Source organism: Oceanobacillus profundus, assembly GCF_003515705.1.
GTDB classification, from domain to species: Bacteria; Bacillota; Bacilli; order Bacillales; family Amphibacillaceae; genus Oceanobacillus; species Oceanobacillus profundus.
In genome coordinates this window covers 1-19,630 of the sequence record NZ_QWEH01000031.1, presented here as the reverse complement: position 1 = coordinate 19,630, position 19,630 = coordinate 1, and the positions used below count along the sequence as shown (strand labels likewise).

Genomic DNA, 19,630 nt, shown 5'->3' with positions numbered 1-19,630 from the left:
AAGTGCAGCGCAAGGTGTTAGGAGGTTCTTTCCCTACTGGCAAGAACCTCCTAACACCTAACAATTTATATAAAGTGGCTCACTTTTTAAGTGATCGCTCTGGCTCAATTTCCTATTGACAAAAACAATTATCATCTTTTTTATATCTCGTAAGATTTCAAGAAAGCTCTATTTTTAATTTCCATTGTATTGAGTTTAGTTTGTGTCGGAATCGTTATTTACAGCAGAGAAGTCGTTGGTGGTTGGGAAGGTATTGGATTATTATTTGTTACAATCAGTGGTTTACTTGGAATATGGGTAGGTACTATAAGTGGATTTATAACTAAAAAATAAATATGTAATGTAAATTCTTCAACAAGCGGACCATTTAAGGGAGTAAGGATTGTTTAACTAACGATTGAGACTGGAGAGAGCAGGTGGTTTAATTGTTTAAGGAAGCAGTATATTTGGTACACGGATTGATATTCATATTAGTAATTCTTATTGGTATAGGTCCAATGTTTAGCATTGCTGCGCCAGACCCAGATCAAACTGATGGGATTTGGGGGGGTTGGGTTTCAATGATTGTGATTTTTAATATTCTTGTGTTGGCATCTGCTTTTGTACAGATAAAGATAAAAAAGATTTGGGTGTTTTTATTATCCACAATAGGCTTGATTGTTCTTTTTCTTCTGACTTTACAATACATATACCCCTACGTTTTGAATTTGTTTTAGAATGAAAAAGGTAACAAGGTGCTTTAGTTGGTTAAGTAAATTGGATAGGTTCTCTTAATAGAGGTCTTTTTTGTGTTAAATTACTAACGGTATACTATCTAAAACTTCAGTGCAATTGACAGCCGAATTGGCATCGAATTTGACATATCAATTGACACCAATTTTATGTGTACAATATCTATTGTCCGATAAAAAAGAACTGAGAAAATCGGTTGCCAAAAAGCCCTAGTTTAAAATAATCATTGATATACAACAAAATTGACGTATGCCAATTCATACGTCAGTTTATCTGTCATTTAATTAATATGCGCCTCAAAACGGAACCCTTAAAGAAAATAGAGACAGCTTTTTTGTTTGTTATGTAATATGCGATGAGAAAAAAGTGTCGCTTAATATGCAGCTAAAAAGTTAATTTTTCACAAACATGGTTTCCTTAATTTTTCAAAGTAAAAACCACTTCTCCATCATTTATCTCTCCTGTTTCCTTGAATCCAAATGAAGTATACAGCTGTTTGGCAATGATATTTTCAGGTTCAAAGCTAATATAAATGTCAGACCCAGGATATTGTTGATTAAGTTTCTTTAAGACTATATGAAAGCTCTTTTTTCCAAGTCCTTTTCCTTGATGTTTTACATCAATCATAAATCTAGGAATCCACAAAAGACCATCATCCTCATCTATACCATACATCACAAAACCAACTACCTCATCGTCATGATAGATAGCTTCTGTTATATAGGAAGGGTAGAGACTAGCTTGGGCAATCGAAAAGGCGTTTGAAGCAACAAACTCCTCGAACACAGTAGGATTATTATCTGGATTTGTTGTTAATTTAGATACCTCTATTAAGTTATCCTTTGTAATAGGTCTTAGTTCAATGGTCATTTACATTTCTCCCCTATCTTTATCAAGCAATTAAAAGATGCTGTAATCTCTGAATTTACCTAGACTTGTAATTTAACGTAACATCATTTGTAAAATAAAACTAATATTTCGATAACTCACTTATTCAATATAGCACAATAACCACTGCTTTTTCTTTTTAAAAGTGGATTTGTTTAAATTATCTCCTGCCGTAAAGTTTTATCCATTTTCCAATCTGTACACGGTTCATTCATAACAAGTTGAATTTACATATATTTTTTGTATAGAATTCCCTTTGGGTTTACAACAATTAATATAACTGCGACAACAAAATAGGAAATCATCACATACACCAAAATGTCTAATAAGTCTCCTTTAGTCAGCACCAGAGAAAAATTAAATATTTGGTGCGTAATAATTGGTATCACAAGGTTCTTATTTAGATTGTAGAACAGCGTCACAATAATAGAAAAAGAAATAATACCAATCATAAAAAGTACAATGTACTTGATTAAATCTACTCCGGTATACCCTGAAGCGAACCATAGTGGAGTATGCCAAAATCCCCATAAAACACCTACAATGAGTGCTGATTTCAAGGGAGAGTATTTCTTTTGAAGTTCATTTAATGCATATCCTCTCCAACCTAATTCTTCGCCTAAAGGACCCCTTATTAAAGTATCTATAAATGCAAAAAACAATAGTCCAATTCCTGTAAATGATAATGCTACGTTTTGATTATTGTTTATAATGGAGGGAAGAAATATAGTTACCGCAAGGACTATAACTTGAATAATCACTATAGTGCTAAGAACTGAAAGCTTAAGTTTTGAAGCAAATTGCTCCTTTACAAATTCCTTTAACTTTAACCCCGGATAAATCTTTTTAAATAAAACAACGAATGCAAATGTTGATGACCACGCAGAGATGATTTGCAATATGTTTGTTATGCTCTCAGGTGCACCTAATACAATACTTATACCGATTACCGTAAAAAACACAAAAAATATGACATAACTTGTGATAACAAAACTTATCAATGGGCTTTTTAATGCTTTTTTCTCTTTCATAATAATGCACACCTTTTATAATATGTCGTTAATATAGATTATATTGTTATTTAAACTCAAATTCTTCAGACTAAGGGCTGAAATCCGATGGAACAAAAGGTGTATCATTGTTAACTGTTACCATAAACAACTAAAAAGAGAAACGACAACTAAAAAGTCGTTTCTCCTATAATATTATTAAGGCTTTTATTTAGAATTAAGATCTTCAATCGAATCAATATCCATATACTCTGGAACAACAAGGCCAATTTTAGCACCAGTTAAGTTAGGACCCAAATCAACAATGTTATCTTGATTTGCCTCATAAAAATCTTTATGTGTTATCGGTAACCAAGCTCCTAAAGTGGCATCCGCATCTCCTGTTGCAATCGATTCAAACATAATAGCTACATCTAACTCGGTTACAGTTACGCTAAATCCTTTTTGCTCCATTACTTCTTTTAAAACACCTGAAGATGCACGTTCTGAATCCCATGGTGTTGAGGCAAGTTCGATTTCTACTCCATCAACATCTTCTACGCCCTCTACCCATTCGGCTACTCTATCTTCATTATCCTCAACCCACTGAACTGCTACTTCTTCTACTGCTTTGCCAGTTTGTTCAGACTCATACATGATTTCTTCCATATCCTCTACATTCCACTCGAATTGATCAATTAGCTTGTAAGCCTCTGGTTTTTCCTCTTCCAGCCCAATTCTTGCCAATGAATTAAGGGTTTCTTCCCCACCATAAATACCTTGAGGATCCTCCAAATACTTCATATCTGGATACTCTGCAAACATCCAGTGCGGATTCCATCCAGTAATTACGATCGGTTCCTCATTCTCAATTGCACCTCTAAGTTCAGTCATCATCGCTCCAGTAGAAGATAATTCTACGTTCCAGCCCTGCAAACTATCGTATTCTTCGATCGCCTTCTCCGTTGTAACAGAGATCCCTGCTCCTGGTTCAATCCCTGTAATGGTATAATCCACTTCTTCACTATAGTCAGCTTCACCATTACTGTCAGCTGCATTTCCATCTGAATTGCCACAAGCTGCAAGCGGAAATATAGCCAAAATTCCAAAAATTATTCCTAGATGCTTTACTTTTTTCAATGTTTACTCCTCCTGTAGACTATTCTTCAAATCTCCTTATCAAAAAGCTATTAATCTTTAGCTTTTCATACGTTTATATATTTAGCTTCCTAAAAATGGGCAAAAACTTTTCAAGCATTAAGGAGAGATAAATTTAAGTACAATTAAACATGTTACAGTTCTTTCATAACATTTTCAAACCGCAAATTAAAGCAAATACATGAATAAGATCGGATATAGAACATCATACCGGAAAAATTATTGAAAAATCTTATATTTAATCTTTTTTCCTTTATGATAAGGTAGGAAGTTAGCTTTTACACGATTGGATAATTTACAACTCAATTAAAGTGATGAAGCGATTGCTACCTGTATACTCGCTTCTGTAATAAGGTATCGAAATACTTGATTTCAGAGAGAGTGGGTCATCAGGATTTGTCTTGTCCTGAATGACCCACTTTTCAATTGAGTAACTAAAATTGTTCTTTTAACGTACCACTTTACTTCTTACTCAACCTATAATCAAGGTTCGAAACCTTGTTGACTTAAATAAATCTGGTTTTCAGAGAAAGCATTTTTAAGCCTGTCGTAAACAATCTGATATGCAGATGGATGATACCATTCCGCCAAACCTAAGGACTCATATAAATTATAAATCCCCATTCTCTTTGTCCTTTTTCCACCACTACCGTCTCCCATAAAATAATCATCCACACAAACACGATCAACCAGTTCTGCTAATTGATGCGGAAATGCTTCACTGCTCGGAAGTACAGGTGCAATCGCGGCCTGTGTCGGTATGCCGGCATCTTTCAATAATCGAAGCGCCTTTAGGCGGGCTGCAATCGGTGGTGCACCTGGTGTAAAATGTTTTCGTATAGACTCAAGATCTGTTTCAATGGTCATACTCACCCGGACCTTATCGCCCATGCGTGTTAATAAATCAATGTCCCTACTGACAAGTGGACTGCGTGTTTGGACGAGTAAAAAATCAGGGTGGAAGTCGACCAAGGTTTCAAGCAATGAACGTGTCACCTTTTCTTTATATTCGACGGGTTGATAAGGATCTGTGCTTGAAGACATAAAAATCGTCACTTTTCCTTTAGTTTTTGCCTTTTGAAGCTCTTTATATAACAGATTAGCAGTTTCCATTTTAACATCTACCCATGTTCCCCATTCTTCTTTGCGAAACAATGATACTGGCATTTGCCTTACATAACAATAGGAACAGCCAAATGCACAGCCAGTATATGGATTCAATGAGTGGCTATATCCCGAGAGATAGCCCGTTCCTTTATTAAGTATCGTCTTTGGATATTTATAAATTATTTGTCTCTTCAAACAAAATCTGCCCCTTTTCTTTACTTTGCATCGTGAAAAATAACGCCTAGTCCATATCTTGTTTCAGAAGTGAATGTACATACCCATACCGCATTTTTGACCGATAGTACCCATTTGTCCCTTTTACCGGGCGATAATTTGTCGTAAAAATAAGTCCCTCTCCTGCTTCAATTGTATGTACCCTACCCGTTCAAGAAACAATGCATTCTTGAATACGTTTAATCATTTGTTTCACAACCGTATTTATGTTTTTCTATTTCCAGTAATTGTTCCTTCATATCTAATCCACCTCTGTAACCAGCCAACTTTCCGCTTTTAGCGATGACACGGTGACAAGGAACCATGATTAGGACAGGGTTCGCGCCAATTGCAGTTCCCACAGCGCGAACCGCGTTTGGCTTTTGCAGTTTTTCCGCAATATCCGTATATGAAACCGTCTGTCCATATGGAACCTCTTGCAATATCTCCCAGACAGCTTGCTGAAATACTGTCCCATGAAGATTCACGGGTAACGTGAATACGTTACGTCGTCCTGCCAAATAATCAATTAGTTCTGTTGCATATGGTTTCAATTTATGCTCATCTTCCAAAAGTACAGAAGAGGGCAGTTGTTTTTTCACCCATGCCGCAAGTTCTTCAAATGGTGTATGCTGTGAACCAACATAGCAAAGCCCCTCTGAAGTTGCTGCAATATACATCTCCCAATGTCCGTGATTGAGTAGCATCCAATATACGATATTACCATTGGTCTTCTCCATTTCTTACACCTCCATCCTTGTTTTCTGATACTGTTTAGGGGTTTGACCTGTTTTATTTTTAAATAACGTTATGAAATAGGGCGTATTTGGAAATCCTGCAGCAAATCCAATCTCTGCAACTGATTTATCGGTCGTTTCGAGCTCTCTCATTGCATGTGACATTCGTACTTGCTGAATATATTCGGCAGGTGTCAAACCTGTAATCCTCTTAAACGTACGTTGTAAATGATAAGGGCTTCCATGACACACGTCTGCTAATATCTCTAATGTTATGGCTTCATGATAATTTCCTTCGATATACTCTTTCATTTGGATTACCCATTCTTCATCCGGCAAGCGCATGCCACCTGGTTTGCACCGTTTACAAGGCCGAAACCCCGCTGATATTGCTTCATCCGCGTTATTGAAAATAAGGACGTTTTCTTTTTTGGGATCTCTCGAATTACAAGAAGGTCGGCAACAAATCCCTGTCGACTTAACTGCGTAAATAAAAATATTATCATAGGATTTGTCATTATTCATAATCGCTTGCCATCGTTCATTAGTCAGTTGCATCGCTTGATTATCTATCATGGATTCACCTCTTTCTACTTCACATTATACTCGGCTGCTTTTTGTTATAAAAGGATATCACAATGTATGAGCAAGAAAACAAAATTTTTATTTGTAAAAATATGATACAACTAGTTATATGGGAAATAGGAAGGAGCATTCTGAATGATCGTTAATCAAAGTGATAATTTTGTTATAAAGGCTCCAGCAGAATTCAGCTTTAAAGAAAATATGCGTTACATCGGGCGGTCTCCAAATGAGTGTATGTTTGAAATTCAAGATAATAAGATTATAAGGTTGATTCCTGCCTTAGATGAAACTCTTTTGGTCGAAATCAGTGAAAACTCGGATGGAAATCTTCTGATTCGCTTTTTAGAAAAAACTTATCCGATAAGTAAAAAAGTACGTGAAGAAGTGCAATTGTATATAAGAGATTGGTTTGATTTGGATACTGACTTAAAGCCTTTTTATGAAATGGCTAAAAATGATTTGCTGCTTCAAAAGTCTATTGTTGAATTTTATGGATTACGCAACATAGGAATTCCAGATTTATTTGAAGCAATAGCTTGGGGGATTCTTGGACAGCAAATTAATTTGACATACGCGTATACGTTAAAAAGGCGACTTGTAGAAACATTTGGAAGCCAGGTTGAATGGAAGGGTCATCAATATTGGATTTTTCCTGAAGCGAAAGACATTGCTGAGCTTACAGTTGAAGATCTAGCACCATTAAAAATGACGGTTAAAAAATGTGAATATCTTATCGGGGTAGCTAAGCTTATCGCAGAAGGAAGTCTGTCTAAATCACTTATAATGGGTACTGGTGACTTTAAAGAAGCAGAAAAAATGCTCGTCAATATTCGTGGTATCGGTCCATGGACTGCAAACTATGTGTTAATGCGTTGTCTCCGATTTCCGAACGCATTCCCGATTGCAGATGTAGGGCTGCATAATGCAATTAAACATGTAACAGGTGCAAAAGAGAAACCAACGAAAGAAGAAATAATGGAACTAGCTGCACCTTGGAAAGGGTGGGAATCCTACGTAACTTTTTATTTATGGCGACACTTGTATTGAAAATTTACCACATAGGAGAACGCAATCTTTGTTTTAAACCTTTGCAGCTTAAATTACATGCAGAATTAAAAATTCCCTACAAGAACATCACGTATTATCCATTGCAGCAAACAAATTTCAGACTAATTTTGCTATAAAATATAACCAAGGGAATAAATTGAAAATTATATTTTCAACATAATAGAATCCAGTATATCTAAATTTGGATATACTGGATTCTATATTTATTTCCCCATTCATTCAGTTAAGTTTGAAATCTTATTTCCTCAGCATAACGCAAAATTCGATAAGTTTTTTATATGAGGTTGCCCTAGAGTTAACTTTATGTTGTAAAATTAAAGATATTAAATACTAAGGAGGAATTGACTATAATAATAAAAATAAGATAGTATTTATAATTGTTTCCTGAACAGGATTGCTTCTTGATATAACGAAACAATGCCAAAGAAAAAGGTTGGGATAAATATTTTAAAGCGATTGTTTTTTATGCTGTTAATCATATTATTAGCTTTTTGGACAAAACCGTTTTGGGAGGATCCCATTCGTGGATATGTTCCTGAAGCCGTTAGTGATGCTTTTCAATCTGTAAAGGAATTTACCACCCAAGCGATAGATAATGACATTGAATTTGGCTTCGATTTTGACAAAATAAAAGATGAAGCAACATCTTTTTACTCTTCTATTGTCGGTTCTGTACAAGTACATGAACCAGAACACGAACAAGTTGATAAACCTGAACTGACAACGCCAGATGAGCAATCCTTTTCTGTCGGAAATGTGGAGCTGGGTGATACAAAAAAATCGGTTGAAGAGATGTATGGAGAACCTATGCGTGAGAGTGAGAATGAGTATGGTGTAGATTGGTCCACCTACCATGAAAACTACCAAAATTTTATGATGGTAGCGTATGATGAACAAGAAGTTGTTCGTGGATTATTTACAAATCAAGACTTACTTTCTTCACAGTTTAATATTGTCTTAGGTGATACAAAAGCTACTGTGAACGAAACGTTAGGTGAACCAGAAGAATTGATTCGCAATGGCTGGTTTAATTATCAAATAAACAGTGATGGGGAATACGATGTTTACCAAATAGATAGAAACTATGTAACGATATTTTACGATATTCATGAAGGTGATGAGGTTACAGCTATTCAAATAATTGATCAGGACTTAGATGCTGCGAAAGATACCCTTTACACTCCTGGTAGTGAGGCATTAAAAGAAGGATTTGAATATCAATTATTCGACTTAACCAATGCTACTCGTGTAAATCACGGCCTACCTGTACTAGAGTGGAACGAAGCTGTAAGAGAGACCGCAAGAAAACACAGTACCGATATGGCTGATAATCAATATTTCAGTCATACGAATTTACAAGGTCAGTCTCCTTTTGACCGAATGAGAGAAGATGAGATTGATTTTACAAGTGCTGGAGAAAATCTAGCTTACGGGCAATTTAGCAGTGTTTTCGCTCACCAAGGCTTAATGAATTCACTAGGGCATCGTGAGAATATCGTACACAATGGCTTTACCGAATTAGGAATTGGTGTAGACTTTAATGAAGAAAATCAACCATTCTATACGGAGAAGTTTCTTCGTAATCAATGGTAATATTAATCCCTTAATTTCTATTTTAAACGCCTTTCAAATGGAAGGCGTTTTTTTCTTATTCCTATATTGATGATTTTTAAACGAACTAATCATATCTTTTAATACCAAAGTAAAAAGGAATTACTTGCACATCTAAATTTAAACATGCTTTCCAAAAATTTTATTATAATCGTTCCCTGAAAAGCTTGCCAGGTAAAACTTATGCATAAATTTTATCCAATGCCTATCCCATACGACAGTTATTACATTCTCTTTATATAAATAACAATAAGCGGGGGTTGATCCTAATCGCACAAAAAAGATTAATTCATTTTAGAAATCAGCTACAAGTATCAAAATTACAACTACTTAATGTATAATTTCTATTTTGGATTTTTTTTATAGGGTTATCGAAAAATAGTGTGGAAAGAAATTAAGAGTACAATCCAGTATGTGTTAATATTAATGGCAAAGGAGGCTTATTAGATGAATAGTGATACTAGCTCCATATTAATTGATGCAGATCGAGAAACAGTTTGGGATGCTATTACAAATGACGAGAAATTTTCAGTGTGGTACGCTCCGGGTTCTAAATGGTCAATTCCGAAACTGGAAGTGGGAGAAAAAGCGGCGTTCACTCTGATGCCAAGTAAACACAACAATCTTAAAGATGGCGAAAGCATTCCAATGAGCTTTGAAATTAAAGAAGTGATTCCGAATCAGGTATTCTCATTTTCCTCAAAGGAAGATGACATCTTTTTTTCCTATAAATTAAGCATTCAGTCAGGGAAAACCCAAGTAACTTTAAACATGGAGGGCTTTGATCATTCTCTGGAAAATTTAAAAGCGTTTGTTGAAGGAGAGGAACTTCCATATTCTTAACAGCTGGTCCATTTTTGTAACTTATTTTGGGTTCAGCCCTGAACGTCTGATTTTAAGTAAACAACCATTCTTTTGAAACTGCCGCATTTTCTAACGGAAGAATGCGGCTTTTCGTTGTCATAAGCTGTAAGGTCAGACTTCACTGCCTTCTATAAAGAATGTCTATCAGAGACAATGGAATTATACGAGATTTCAAAGGATTTATTGTTATCAAAAGAATTATATATTAGAGATCCATACCTACCTAACATTGAGCAAATTAACTTTGTAGAAAAGCAAGGTTTTTTATGGGACATTTCAGGTAAAAAAAGACCCTATAGTTGAAGTACAATACTTCACAATATCATATCTAAAAAACAAGAGTTGCATTTCAACCCTTGTTCCTACTTCCCGTAAAATCCCCATACGAATTGAATCATAATAATTACCTTCGTAGTAGCGAACTTTCCTAATACAAGCTTCCATTTTCAACTAATTTTTCCCCTACACGAATCATACGTTCATTTCCAGACCAAGTAGTTAAACCATCTCTAACAAGAGGTAAGATGTTAAAAATATGTTCAACTCAAAGCTCCAGGGTACGAATTCGAAACCTTGAAATCTTTTCCATCCTGCTTCTATGGTACCTGCCATTTCGATTTCAAAAAACCCTTCCTTTGTTAAGCTTGTTTTCATTAATTAGCATAAGTCTTGTTTATCGTCAACGATAGTATGCGTGGTTTTTCCATGTTTATCACCTTTTCATACTTGTTATTATCATCTGATTTATTCTATCTTAACAGGAATTATAAAAAAACGTATTTAAGGATTTTGTAAGGTTCATGTGATTGTAGTTTAAGGATGGAGGGATACAGTAAAGACAACATACGAAAAAGGTGAAGGAATAATGGAATCTGTATTACAGGTGAAAAATGTTGAGAAAGTCTTTGGAAAAGGAACGAATACGTTTAAAGCACTGGAGGACATTTCCTTTGCGATAGATCATGGTGAATTTGTAGGAATCATGGGACCATCCGGTGCTGGAAAGTCAACATTACTTCATGTACTAGCGACAATTGATACCCCTTCTAAAGGTGATATTTATATAGAAAATGATAATATTGCAAAAATGAAAGGGAATCAGCTTGCTGACTTTCGCAGCGTCCATCTCGGATTTATATTTCAAGAACCGTGCTGATGAAGAAATTAACAAACGAACACATTAACTTAACGATAAACCAGAAAGGAATATGCATGGATAAGAATAGAATTATCATGTTTGCGAGTGATGAAAAGCCGAAAAAAAGGAAACAGCATAAGCTCAATTCTTGTCAGACGATTTGTTCCTGGTTTAAAGCAAGAAGGGATGCTTTAGCACTGGCAATTCAAATGGAATATATCAAACAGAAGTATCAAAAGAAGTTCATTTTTCTTACGTTGATAGCTAATCACGTGTTAGCTGATGAATTGGAAAATGAAGTTGAATTGCATAGTAAAGCTTGTGAAAAACTAATGGAACAGAAAGAGGTTAAAAAGAAGATAAAGGGTTATGTGAGTAAATTGGAAGTCATCTACAATAAAGACCGTGATGATTATCAACCACGTATCCATGTGCTATTTGTCGTCAATAAAAGTTATTTTACAGATAAGAATTATTATATAACATATGATCGTTGGCTTGAATTATGGAAACAAGGGGTGGACAGCTCTCATAACAAACAAGTTGATGTTCTCAAAGTGAGAGAGGATAGCGATAAAAAGATGTCTGAGCTCACCATATCTTCGGTAAAAGACGATCATCTTGTTAATGAACAAGTGTTTGAGGCTTTTTATCAAGCATTGAAAGGTAAACGGTTAATTGTACAGACAGGACTTTTTAAAGAATCTATGAATCTATGGAAAAATGGGAAACTAGATAAATATAAAGAAAGAGATTCAACAGAATATGTCAATGTGCTTTTATACAACTGGGGAAAACGAAACAATTAATATTTCCATACTATTATTCGGTAAATTGTTGTAAGGAAAATCGATGTTGGTTTCCGTGTTTTCCGTCATCATAGCTTTATCAATAGGAAAGTTCATACCGTTGCCGCGCCTTTGGATTTACTCTAGCTTCTGACCCGAGCACAAAGATTTAGCTTTATCAATAAGTAAAGGATGAGTTTATGATGAAACAACGTATTGATACTTTAGATTTCTTGCGAGGTTTTGCTCTATTAGGCATAATATTCGCCAATATCACACTAATAATATTACCTTCCTCTGTTCAATCAGACTATTTTTGGAGCCAAATCTTAAATTATGCGGTACACGAGCGATTTTTTATTATCTTTTCTTTTTTATTTGGAATTGGTTTCTATATTTTCATGACACGAGCAGTGAATCGCGGTGATAAAAGTACAGCCTTGTTTATAAAAAGATTGATCGTATTATCCATTTTTGGATTGATCCATCAATTCTTCCAATTAGGAGAAGCTTTGCTCCCCTATGCGATTTTCGGATTCATCCTTATTCCTTTTTACAGGATTAAACCGAAGATTAACTTTATTATCACTGTCATACTATTAATCCTTGCCGTACTTCTTGGCGGAAGTTATTTTATGATCTTGCCTATGTTTCTACTTGGTTTATGCATGGGGCAATGGGGCGTTTTTGAAAATATTACAGCACATCAAAAAGCATTTCGTATCGTGCAAATTTCATCTCTTTGTCTCTTGCCTGCAGTACTTTTTATTCAATATTTATTAATGGAGGAAAATGGACAAATCGATTTAGCTGGTGCAATTTCTGCTCCCGTTGTAAGTGCGTTCTATGTGACTACTTTAACACTATTGCTCCGGCACGATATGATTCAAAAGTTATTAACACCTCTTAAGTATATTGGAAGAATGGCGTTAACGAACTATCTCGTTCAAACCGCTCTGATTTTAACAGCTAGTAGCCTATTCGATTTAAAAGGTCATGTGCATCAAACAACATTAATGAACATTGCCTTCATAATTTTAATAATCCAAATGATATACAGCACCATTTGGTTTCAATATTTCAAGATCGGTCCCATGGAATTTATATGGAAAATAGCAACGTACGGTAAGCTGCCCGAACGTTATAAAACGAATGCTAATCATTCAAAGTTACTCCAGGAAAGGTAATGAATCAGGTTAGGAGGTGATCTCAATGTAAAAAAACAGAGAGGTTTATAAGAAGGCGTTTTATGCATCACTAAAAGGAGTATCTGAATAACAACCAAATTATTTAAGGAGTGAATGATGTTGAAGAAGAAATGGTTATTGGCAGTTCCCGCAGTTGCGGTTGCGCTTGTAGGTTCACCTGATTTTAATCAAACAGTAGATGCAGCTCCGGAAAATGAATCGGTTCAACAAGCAGAATCAGAAATACCAGCAGGATATGAAACAATATTAAATTGGCCACCTGAACAACAGCCCATCGTCAAACAGGGGAGCCAAGGAAGTTTTGAAGTTGAATTTATTCAAGTGATGTTAAATCACTTTGGATTTGAAACAGAAGTTGATGGGATTTTTGATTCTCACACAGACCAACAGGTTCGCGGGTTGCAAGCTGAGAATGGGTTAGCCCAAGACGGGATTGTCGGTGTTAATACATGGACTGTATTACTTGAAGAATATCAAACAGAGTTGTTTACAGTAGAATCGGCGGTTGCTTATGCAGAGGCTGCCCTTGATAATGATGATTTAGTGTTTAGCAGCAATGGTGTACTTTATGAGGCCTCAGATGGAAGATTATTTTATTCATTAAAAGCACGAAGTCAGGATTATATTGATAATGGAGGTACTGGAACGATAGGATTCTATGATGTGTATCAAAATGGAGATGTTGTAGAATCAAAACCAAGATAGACACAAAAAGGATCACTTGATGGAACCAGTTTAGCAAGACGGATAACTTATGGCATTTAAAAAATCAGCATCTAAAGTAATAAAGGGTTCCGTTTTGAGGTGCATTTTAGTTCAATGACACGCTAAATGGCATACGAATCGACGTATGCCATTTTATTGTTATATCAAGGTATAGACTATATATTATGTTGTTTTGACACTCCAATATTCAATGTTTTTCAACCTGTACAATAGATATTGTACGATGAAATTTAGTTGTCAATTGACGTATCAAAACCAAAAAGTAAATCGCGATAACCATGCATAAAAACCTTCGCGATTTACTAAAGATTCTAGTAAATGTAAGAGCCGTACGCTCTCTTACTTACACGGTTTAGTTTATACTCCCGATTGTGATGATAGAAACTAATCCTATCAAAAATGGATCTCTTTGGTAAAATATTCGTATAACCTCTCCCTTCCCCAAATCCTATCATATTTAATATTTCTGAAGGGTAGGATTTTATATGACAGAAAAAAAACTTAAAATTATTGCACCAATTCTCATACTCACTGCAGGAATTATTCTACTATTACCAGTTCCGTTGAATAATTTTATCGCTTTGGCTATTGCTAGTTTATTAGTTTCCTTAGTTGGGTTAACTTACAGGAAAAACCCTTTAAGCAATTTACTAATCGCTTTAGGGATTATTTTAATTATTGTATTTTTCTTTTTATTGGTCGTATAAATCCGAATAAAGAAAATAACAGCTTGATATTAGTGTCCTTCTGTAATCGGATATTTGAAAGAAGCAGGGTTTAAAGGATTAGTTACTAGTCCTTTACCTTGTTTTTTTATGCAACAACAGCCCGAATAGTTATAGAAAAAATGGCAAAAAACTTTCTAGCTGCCTTGCTATATTTCAAGAATGACATTTTCCTCTATCTGTTTGTACTAAGTGCCAACAATCTTTTCAGGTTGTCATCAATAAATTTATTATCAACACTGTTAATTCCGCGGCCGGCAAAATGGCCCCAGATAGATTCGATAGGATTAAAAACAGCATTAGGTATAAGCTTAGCCTCGTATTCGTTTTCGTCTGCAGTACAGAAGAGATCCGTACTCCCTGGCATGACGCAGGCTAGCGCTTTAATGTTTTTAAGCGCCTCATCGAAATCGCCATTATAGATAGGATTTGCACTAATATCTGCATTTTGGCCTGTCCATAACATGGCGAGGACATTGTGCGGATCCATCTTCATAAAGCTGTCTTCCCAGACGCCAGCCACAAAATGTTCTAATGAGTCAAATCCCATATCACGATAAAGTTCCTCTCTGTAATACGCCTGCGATAACCCCCATCCCGCATAGACACGACCAACGGTTCGCATGTCCGCAGAAGTCAACTGGTTTAATTTACTTGAATCGAAACCAACTGCAGCCATGAGCGCAGCTTTCATCCCGTCCAAGACCACATACGCTTGTGGCCAAGTCTTTGCACCTCCACAGAAAGGTGCAATTCGTTCCACCATGTCGGGGTAACTTGCCCCCCATTGGAATGATTGAATGCCTCCCATTGACCATCCAACTACGAGGGCAATCTTTTGAATGCCGAATTTTTCGGTCACCAGACGATATTGGAATTTAACATTGTCATAGATGGTTACCTCCGGAAAATTAGCCTTGTCGAATGGAGAAGGCGTGTTACTAGGAGACGAAGATAATCCGTTTCCCAGCAGATTTGGAACAATAATGAAATATTTCTGTGGATCTAGTGCCATTCCGTTTCCAATCAGCCATTCATTCTGAACATGTTGGTCTCCAAAAGCAGTTGGGTAGATGATGACATTATCTTTCTTTTCATTCAATTTCCCATAAGTCTTATAAGCAAGAAAAGCGTTCGGTAGTGTCGCTCCTGATTGTAAGGTAACGTCACCCAAATCAAAAATTTCGTAATCCATTGTATTGTTGCTCCTTTCAAATTGAAATCCAAAATGTATTTCTTGTTGTTAGTATAAAGCTGTGATAATCTCAATAAAAGTGAACAAAATTCAAAGCAGTATTCAATAATATTGAAAGTAAAATGGAGGGTAGTATGATGGAATTGCGCCAACTGAATACATTCCGCATGGTCGCATCAACTTTAAATTTCAGTCGGGCTGCGGAAGTGTTGAACTACGTCCCCTCCAATGTCACGATGCAAATAAAAGCATTGGAGGAAGAGCTTGGTGTTCGTCTCTTTGACCGTTTGGGCAAGCAACTCGTTCTCACAACTGCGGGTAAACGCTTTTTAAATCATGTCCAAAGCGTTCTAGACAAATTGGACGAAGCTCGTAGTGCCATTCATGATAATGAAAATCCAAGCGGCACCATAACGATTAGTGCGAATGAGGTTCTTTGCGCCTATCGGCTTCCAGTTGTCTTCCAGCTATTTCGTTCGCGCTATCCAGGTGTTCGTCTAATCTTCCGCTCTGTTCCAAATCAGGAACTTAAGCAAACGCTCTTTGAGGGAACCGCAGATATCGTCTTTATGCTGGACGAAACCATTCTCTCAACGGCGCTTACAGTGGAACCATTACTGGAAGAAACTTTCCGCTTGTTCGTCGCTCCTGATCATCCACTTGCGAAACAACCAGTACTGCAGCAGGAAGATTTTCACGGAGAAGTATTACTGGTTAATGAAAAGGGCTGTCCCTATCGAACCATGTTTGACCGGTCATTTGAGAAAAAGGGCATTGATGATATTACTTATTTAGAGTTTCAAAATGCGGAAGCCATTAAACAATGTGCAATTTCTGGAATCGGTATTGCCTTTCTTCCGGAAATCACAGTGGAAGCAGAAGTTGAACGGGGTGACCTTGTTCCTCTTCCATGGCAAATTTCTGACTTGCATGTATATACACATATGGCATGGCATAAAGACAAGTGGCTTTCACCAATCATATTATCTTTCATAGAAGCAGTAAGGGAAGTTATAGCTTTAAAGGAGGAGAATAAAACGGTTTAGCCTATTCAGCGATATTTTCCTAACTAGTAAGGCATCTTACTGTGATAACTAAGATGCCTTGCTCCTCTATAAATAATGAGCTATGTTTTACCGTATTATTTAATAGAGGATTCTAACACTCGTTTACTAAGACTTCGTGAAGAGTTTGACCTAAACTATTCTGCCCCTTTCGTTTAAGTACAAAATTTCACATCTTAATATTATCATATATTAACTATCTTAAAAATTTCAACGAAATTACCATCGCTTTATCTAAAAAAATATCCCTAACAACTTATTTTTGGCAGGGATTTTGGCAGGGAACTATCTTATTTTATACCAAATTGTCAATTTCAGATTAATATAAACACTGTTAAATAGGCGTTCTCTCTTCAAATCAAGTTATGTCTTTACTTTACTCCCACTCTACTTTCACCCTGCTAGAGCTATGCCCTAATCAGCGTGATACAACTAATACATCAGCATTAAACTCATTCATTAATTTACTGGAAATAAAATATCAAAAAGAGATTAGCACATTTAGTAATCTCCTTGTAGGATTTTGATAATAACAAAAATAGTTTAATTTTTATTGTTAGATGGTAGAGTTTGCATAAGTTCAAAGAAATATTTAGAATCACCAGAATTAAAATAGTTATACCAAGATTCTAATGTGTTTGACTTAAAAACATCTAAGCACTCAATGATTTGTTTCGTCCATAGCAAAGCTTCAGTGGATCCAGCAGTAATAAGGTTATTAGATGCAATAGACGGTTGGTCTATATAAAAATCTTGTCCTTTATAATCAGAACAAACCATTTCAAGGAATCCCGGACCATTGCTAGTATGCGGACGGTTATCCAGTATCCCAAAATTTGCAAGTGCTGCGGTAGCTCCACAGATTGCACATACTGTAGCACCTACAGAGAGCAACTTGCTTGCTTTTACGAGAATAGCTTCATGCTTTGGATCATTCCATGTATCTGCACCTGGTAATAACAGGATGCTTGTTTCACTTACAATAATGTCATCAACTAAGTAGTCAGAAACTATTGTCATTCCGCCCATTGTACTGATTGATTGTTTGGAGTAACTGACTGTTTTAATCGATACTTGATTCGCATCTTCTTTAAAAAACCTCCTAGAATTTAACTCCGAAGTAACATATCCTAGTTCCCAATCAGCTAAAGTATCAAGTACATAAATATAGATTGTTTTCATAATTTTCCTCCATTTAATTGTAATAGATTGATTGTTTTATTATTATTATACTTATCTATTGTTGACAACAATATGGCAACAATCTAAAATGAAGAAATTTTTTGAAAGGCGGTTAACAAATGAAAGTTAGCAGGCTTGTTAGCATTATTATGATACTACTCGATAAAGAGCGGATAGGCGCACAGGAGTTAGCAAATATGTTTGAAGTTTCAACTCGCACAATCTACCGTGATATAGATGCCATCAACATCGCAGGTATTCCAATTTCCTCAACATCGGGAGTAGGAGGTGGCTTTGAAATAATGAAAAACTATAAAATTGATAGAAAAGTTTTTTCAACTACTGATATTTCTACTATTTTGACAGGACTTTCTAGTCTCTCCAATATGATACAAAGTGACGAACTGGTAAACGCCCTTGCGAAAGTAAAAAGTTTTATCCCAGTAGATAGAGTTGACGAGATCAAATTAAAAACAGATCAAATACATATCGACTTAAGTCAGTGGATAGGTTATAGGAACGTACAATCATATTTAGAAATCATAAAAATAGCTTTACAAGAAAACAAGCTACTTTCGTTTGAATATGCCGACCGTCATGGAAATAAAACTGAACGAGAAGCTGAACCGCATCAAATTGTATTGAAGGGTAATCATTGGTATTTTCAAGGATACTGTTATAAAAGAAATGATTTTCGTCTGTTCAAATTAGCTCGTATATCAAATCTAAAATTAGAAAAGATTTTCTTTACGCCGCGAGATTATCAAAAACCACTATTGGATTTTGCTGATATTTTGGCAACTATACAAATAAAGATCAAACTTCGTATTCATAAATCCGTCATGGATAGAGCACTTGATTATTGTATGTATGAACATTTTTCACCAGACGGTGATGAGTACTACATTGTTACTTTCCCCTTTATAGAAAACGAATATTATTACAATATCCTTTTAAGTTTTGGTGATAAATGTGAATGTTTAGAGCCTTTACATATCCGAACAGAATTAAAACGGAAAATAGATGATATAGCTAACTTATATGAGAATTAAATCAAGAAATCTCAATTTTTATCCTTATACTGTTCTATTTAGTTAAATCTGTTGCCATTTTTCAGGATAAAATAGTGCCATTTAAAACTAAAAATGACACGTACATACTATTTGTCTTTTCTACTGTAAAATAGTCCCTACCAAAATTCAGTGTAAAAACAAAATTCCCTACCAAAATTTTTCCTTGGAAGGTTTTTTGGTAGGGAACTATATTATTTTTAATACATTTTCTTCATTTTAGCTTAGGACAAATGCCGTTAAATAGGCATTCCCACTCCAAATCAAGTTAGTACCTTACTCCCACTCTACTTTCACGATGCTAGTTATAGAGCAATATCATTGATTATAAAGGGTTTTAAAGAAGTATCAATCCATATAAATTGATATAAAAAATTAAAATAATGCAATTTTAATGCAATAAATGCAAATCGCAATTTAGAGTTATCACTATAAAAATTTGATATCTTTTACAAGAGGCTGAGACATAACTAGCCTAAATTACTGAAAAATGGTTCCGATCATCGGTTTTTGATGATCGGAACCATTTTGCTTTGGATTATTTTTATTATCTACTGTTTGATTTCTGTTCATGGCGGTGTA

At 35.5% G+C, this 19,630-nt stretch carries 18 protein-coding genes and 3 pseudogenes; 11 read left to right on the top strand and 10 right to left on the bottom strand.

The window, feature by feature from the left end:
* Positions 1 to 189 precede the first annotated feature (189 nt).
* Positions 190 to 333: a YesK family protein gene (locus D1B32_RS24645; RefSeq protein ID WP_118890475.1), complete on the top strand. Its 144-nt coding sequence runs from the start codon at positions 190 to 192 to the stop codon at positions 331 to 333.
* A gap of 816 nt (positions 334 to 1,149) precedes the next feature.
* Here D1B32_RS24645 and D1B32_RS22945 read toward each other — a convergent pair.
* The 7 genes and pseudogenes from D1B32_RS22945 to D1B32_RS22915 all read right to left on the bottom strand — a co-directional run bounded on the left by D1B32_RS22945 (position 1,150) and on the right by D1B32_RS22915 (position 6,397).
* Positions 1,150 to 1,602: a GNAT family N-acetyltransferase gene (locus D1B32_RS22945; RefSeq protein ID WP_118890473.1), complete on the bottom strand. Its 453-nt coding sequence runs from the start codon at positions 1,600 to 1,602 to the stop codon at positions 1,150 to 1,152.
* 245 nt (positions 1,603 to 1,847) lie between these two features.
* Positions 1,848 to 2,651 (bottom strand): CPBP family intramembrane glutamic endopeptidase, encoded by an 804-nt coding sequence (locus tag D1B32_RS22940; protein WP_118890472.1) that lies wholly within the window; start codon positions 2,649 to 2,651, stop codon positions 1,848 to 1,850.
* A gap of 186 nt (positions 2,652 to 2,837) precedes the next feature.
* Entirely contained in the window at positions 2,838 to 3,749 is a 912-nt protein-coding gene (locus D1B32_RS22935) for a glycine betaine ABC transporter substrate-binding protein (protein ID WP_118890471.1), read from the bottom strand.
* Positions 3,750 to 4,250: 501 nt separating this feature from the next.
* Positions 4,251 to 5,069 carry an SPL family radical SAM protein gene (locus D1B32_RS22930; RefSeq protein ID WP_095312528.1) on the bottom strand — a complete coding sequence of 273 codons (819 nt, stop codon included), beginning with the start codon at positions 5,067 to 5,069 and terminating at the stop codon, positions 4,251 to 4,253.
* A 20-nt stretch (positions 5,070 to 5,089) separates the two neighbouring features.
* Positions 5,090 to 5,256: pseudogene (locus D1B32_RS22925) on the bottom strand (2OG-Fe(II) oxygenase); the annotation flags it as partial.
* Between the two features lie 31 nt (positions 5,257 to 5,287).
* Positions 5,288 to 5,827, bottom strand: coding sequence for a methylated-DNA--[protein]-cysteine S-methyltransferase (locus tag D1B32_RS22920; RefSeq protein ID WP_095312525.1), 540 nt, complete (start codon positions 5,825 to 5,827; stop codon positions 5,288 to 5,290).
* 3 nt (positions 5,828 to 5,830) lie between these two features.
* Positions 5,831 to 6,397, bottom strand: a complete 567-nt coding sequence (locus tag D1B32_RS22915; RefSeq protein WP_187393195.1) for a bifunctional transcriptional activator/DNA repair enzyme AdaA — start codon at positions 6,395 to 6,397, stop codon at positions 5,831 to 5,833.
* A gap of 147 nt (positions 6,398 to 6,544) precedes the next feature.
* Here D1B32_RS22915 and D1B32_RS22910 point away from each other — a divergent pair, with 147 nt between their 5' ends.
* From D1B32_RS22910 to D1B32_RS22900, 3 genes are all read left to right on the top strand, one after another.
* Positions 6,545 to 7,456 carry a DNA-3-methyladenine glycosylase family protein gene (locus D1B32_RS22910; RefSeq protein ID WP_118890469.1) on the top strand — a complete coding sequence of 304 codons (912 nt, stop codon included), beginning with the start codon at positions 6,545 to 6,547 and terminating at the stop codon, positions 7,454 to 7,456.
* A 438-nt stretch (positions 7,457 to 7,894) separates the two neighbouring features.
* On the top strand, positions 7,895 to 9,070 hold the full coding sequence (locus D1B32_RS22905) for a CAP domain-containing protein (protein WP_187393194.1): 1,176 nt from the start codon (positions 7,895 to 7,897) through the stop codon (positions 9,068 to 9,070).
* A 465-nt stretch (positions 9,071 to 9,535) separates the two neighbouring features.
* Positions 9,536 to 9,931, top strand: a complete 396-nt coding sequence (locus D1B32_RS22900) for an SRPBCC family protein (RefSeq protein WP_118890468.1) — start codon at positions 9,536 to 9,538, stop codon at positions 9,929 to 9,931.
* Between the two features lie 297 nt (positions 9,932 to 10,228).
* On the opposite strand, the pseudogene D1B32_RS24385 reads toward D1B32_RS22900, so the two are convergent.
* A pseudogene (locus D1B32_RS24385) lies at positions 10,229 to 10,484 on the bottom strand (GNAT family N-acetyltransferase); the annotation flags it as partial.
* Positions 10,485 to 10,817: 333 nt separating this feature from the next.
* On the opposite strand from D1B32_RS24385, the pseudogene D1B32_RS22885 reads away from it, so the two are divergent.
* The 5 genes and pseudogenes from D1B32_RS22885 to D1B32_RS22865 all read left to right on the top strand — a co-directional run.
* Positions 10,818 to 11,099: pseudogene (locus tag D1B32_RS22885) on the top strand (ATP-binding cassette domain-containing protein); the annotation flags it as partial.
* Between the two features lie 65 nt (positions 11,100 to 11,164).
* Positions 11,165 to 11,899 carry a protein rep gene (locus D1B32_RS22880; protein WP_158586323.1) on the top strand — a complete coding sequence of 245 codons (735 nt, stop codon included), beginning with the start codon at positions 11,165 to 11,167 and terminating at the stop codon, positions 11,897 to 11,899.
* Between the two features lie 182 nt (positions 11,900 to 12,081).
* On the top strand, positions 12,082 to 13,065 hold the full coding sequence (locus D1B32_RS22875) for a DUF418 domain-containing protein (protein ID WP_158586322.1): 984 nt from the start codon (positions 12,082 to 12,084) through the stop codon (positions 13,063 to 13,065).
* A 120-nt stretch (positions 13,066 to 13,185) separates the two neighbouring features.
* Positions 13,186 to 13,791: a peptidoglycan-binding domain-containing protein gene (locus D1B32_RS22870; protein ID WP_095312637.1), complete on the top strand. Its 606-nt coding sequence runs from the start codon at positions 13,186 to 13,188 to the stop codon at positions 13,789 to 13,791.
* Positions 13,792 to 14,297: 506 nt separating this feature from the next.
* Positions 14,298 to 14,519, top strand: coding sequence for a hypothetical protein (locus tag D1B32_RS22865; RefSeq protein ID WP_095312508.1), 222 nt, complete (start codon positions 14,298 to 14,300; stop codon positions 14,517 to 14,519).
* A gap of 193 nt (positions 14,520 to 14,712) precedes the next feature.
* Here the strand turns inward: D1B32_RS22865 and D1B32_RS22860 are convergent, their stop codons facing one another.
* Positions 14,713 to 15,732, bottom strand: coding sequence for an alpha/beta fold hydrolase (locus D1B32_RS22860; RefSeq protein WP_095312506.1), 1,020 nt, complete (start codon positions 15,730 to 15,732; stop codon positions 14,713 to 14,715).
* Between the two features lie 137 nt (positions 15,733 to 15,869).
* Between D1B32_RS22860 and D1B32_RS22855 the strand changes: the two genes are divergently transcribed.
* Positions 15,870 to 16,778: a LysR family transcriptional regulator gene (locus tag D1B32_RS22855; protein WP_095312503.1), complete on the top strand. Its 909-nt coding sequence runs from the start codon at positions 15,870 to 15,872 to the stop codon at positions 16,776 to 16,778.
* Positions 16,779 to 17,339: 561 nt separating this feature from the next.
* Here the strand turns inward: D1B32_RS22855 and D1B32_RS22850 are convergent.
* Positions 17,340 to 17,978 carry a DJ-1/PfpI family protein gene (locus tag D1B32_RS22850; RefSeq protein WP_095312500.1) on the bottom strand — a complete coding sequence of 213 codons (639 nt, stop codon included), beginning with the start codon at positions 17,976 to 17,978 and terminating at the stop codon, positions 17,340 to 17,342.
* A 119-nt stretch (positions 17,979 to 18,097) separates the two neighbouring features.
* On the opposite strand from D1B32_RS22850, the gene D1B32_RS22845 reads away from it, so the two are divergent.
* Positions 18,098 to 19,030, top strand: a complete 933-nt coding sequence (locus D1B32_RS22845) for a helix-turn-helix transcriptional regulator (protein ID WP_095312497.1) — start codon at positions 18,098 to 18,100, stop codon at positions 19,028 to 19,030.
* The last annotated feature ends 600 nt before the right edge of the window (positions 19,031 to 19,630 follow it).

Coding starts and splice junctions, on each gene's coding strand:
- D1B32_RS22875 (WP_158586322.1), top strand. CDS start 12,082: ATGAAACAACGTATTGATACTTTAGATTTCTTGCGAGGTTTTGCTCTA.
- D1B32_RS22910 (WP_118890469.1), top strand. CDS start 6,545: ATGATCGTTAATCAAAGTGATAATTTTGTTATAAAGGCTCCAGCAGAA.
- D1B32_RS22880 (WP_158586323.1), top strand. CDS start 11,165: ATGGATAAGAATAGAATTATCATGTTTGCGAGTGATGAAAAGCCGAAA.
- D1B32_RS22850 (WP_095312500.1), bottom strand. CDS start 17,978: ATGAAAACAATCTATATTTATGTACTTGATACTTTAGCTGATTGGGAA.
- D1B32_RS22900 (WP_118890468.1), top strand. CDS start 9,536: ATGAATAGTGATACTAGCTCCATATTAATTGATGCAGATCGAGAAACA.
- D1B32_RS22905 (WP_187393194.1), top strand. CDS start 7,895: ATGCCAAAGAAAAAGGTTGGGATAAATATTTTAAAGCGATTGTTTTTT.
- D1B32_RS22845 (WP_095312497.1), top strand. CDS start 18,098: ATGAAAGTTAGCAGGCTTGTTAGCATTATTATGATACTACTCGATAAA.
- D1B32_RS22855 (WP_095312503.1), top strand. CDS start 15,870: ATGGAATTGCGCCAACTGAATACATTCCGCATGGTCGCATCAACTTTA.
- D1B32_RS22940 (WP_118890472.1), bottom strand. CDS start 2,651: ATGAAAGAGAAAAAAGCATTAAAAAGCCCATTGATAAGTTTTGTTATC.
- D1B32_RS22860 (WP_095312506.1), bottom strand. CDS start 15,732: ATGGATTACGAAATTTTTGATTTGGGTGACGTTACCTTACAATCAGGA.
- D1B32_RS22945 (WP_118890473.1), bottom strand. CDS start 1,602: ATGACCATTGAACTAAGACCTATTACAAAGGATAACTTAATAGAGGTA.
- D1B32_RS22920 (WP_095312525.1), bottom strand. CDS start 5,827: ATGGAGAAGACCAATGGTAATATCGTATATTGGATGCTACTCAATCAC.
- D1B32_RS22865 (WP_095312508.1), top strand. CDS start 14,298: ATGACAGAAAAAAAACTTAAAATTATTGCACCAATTCTCATACTCACT.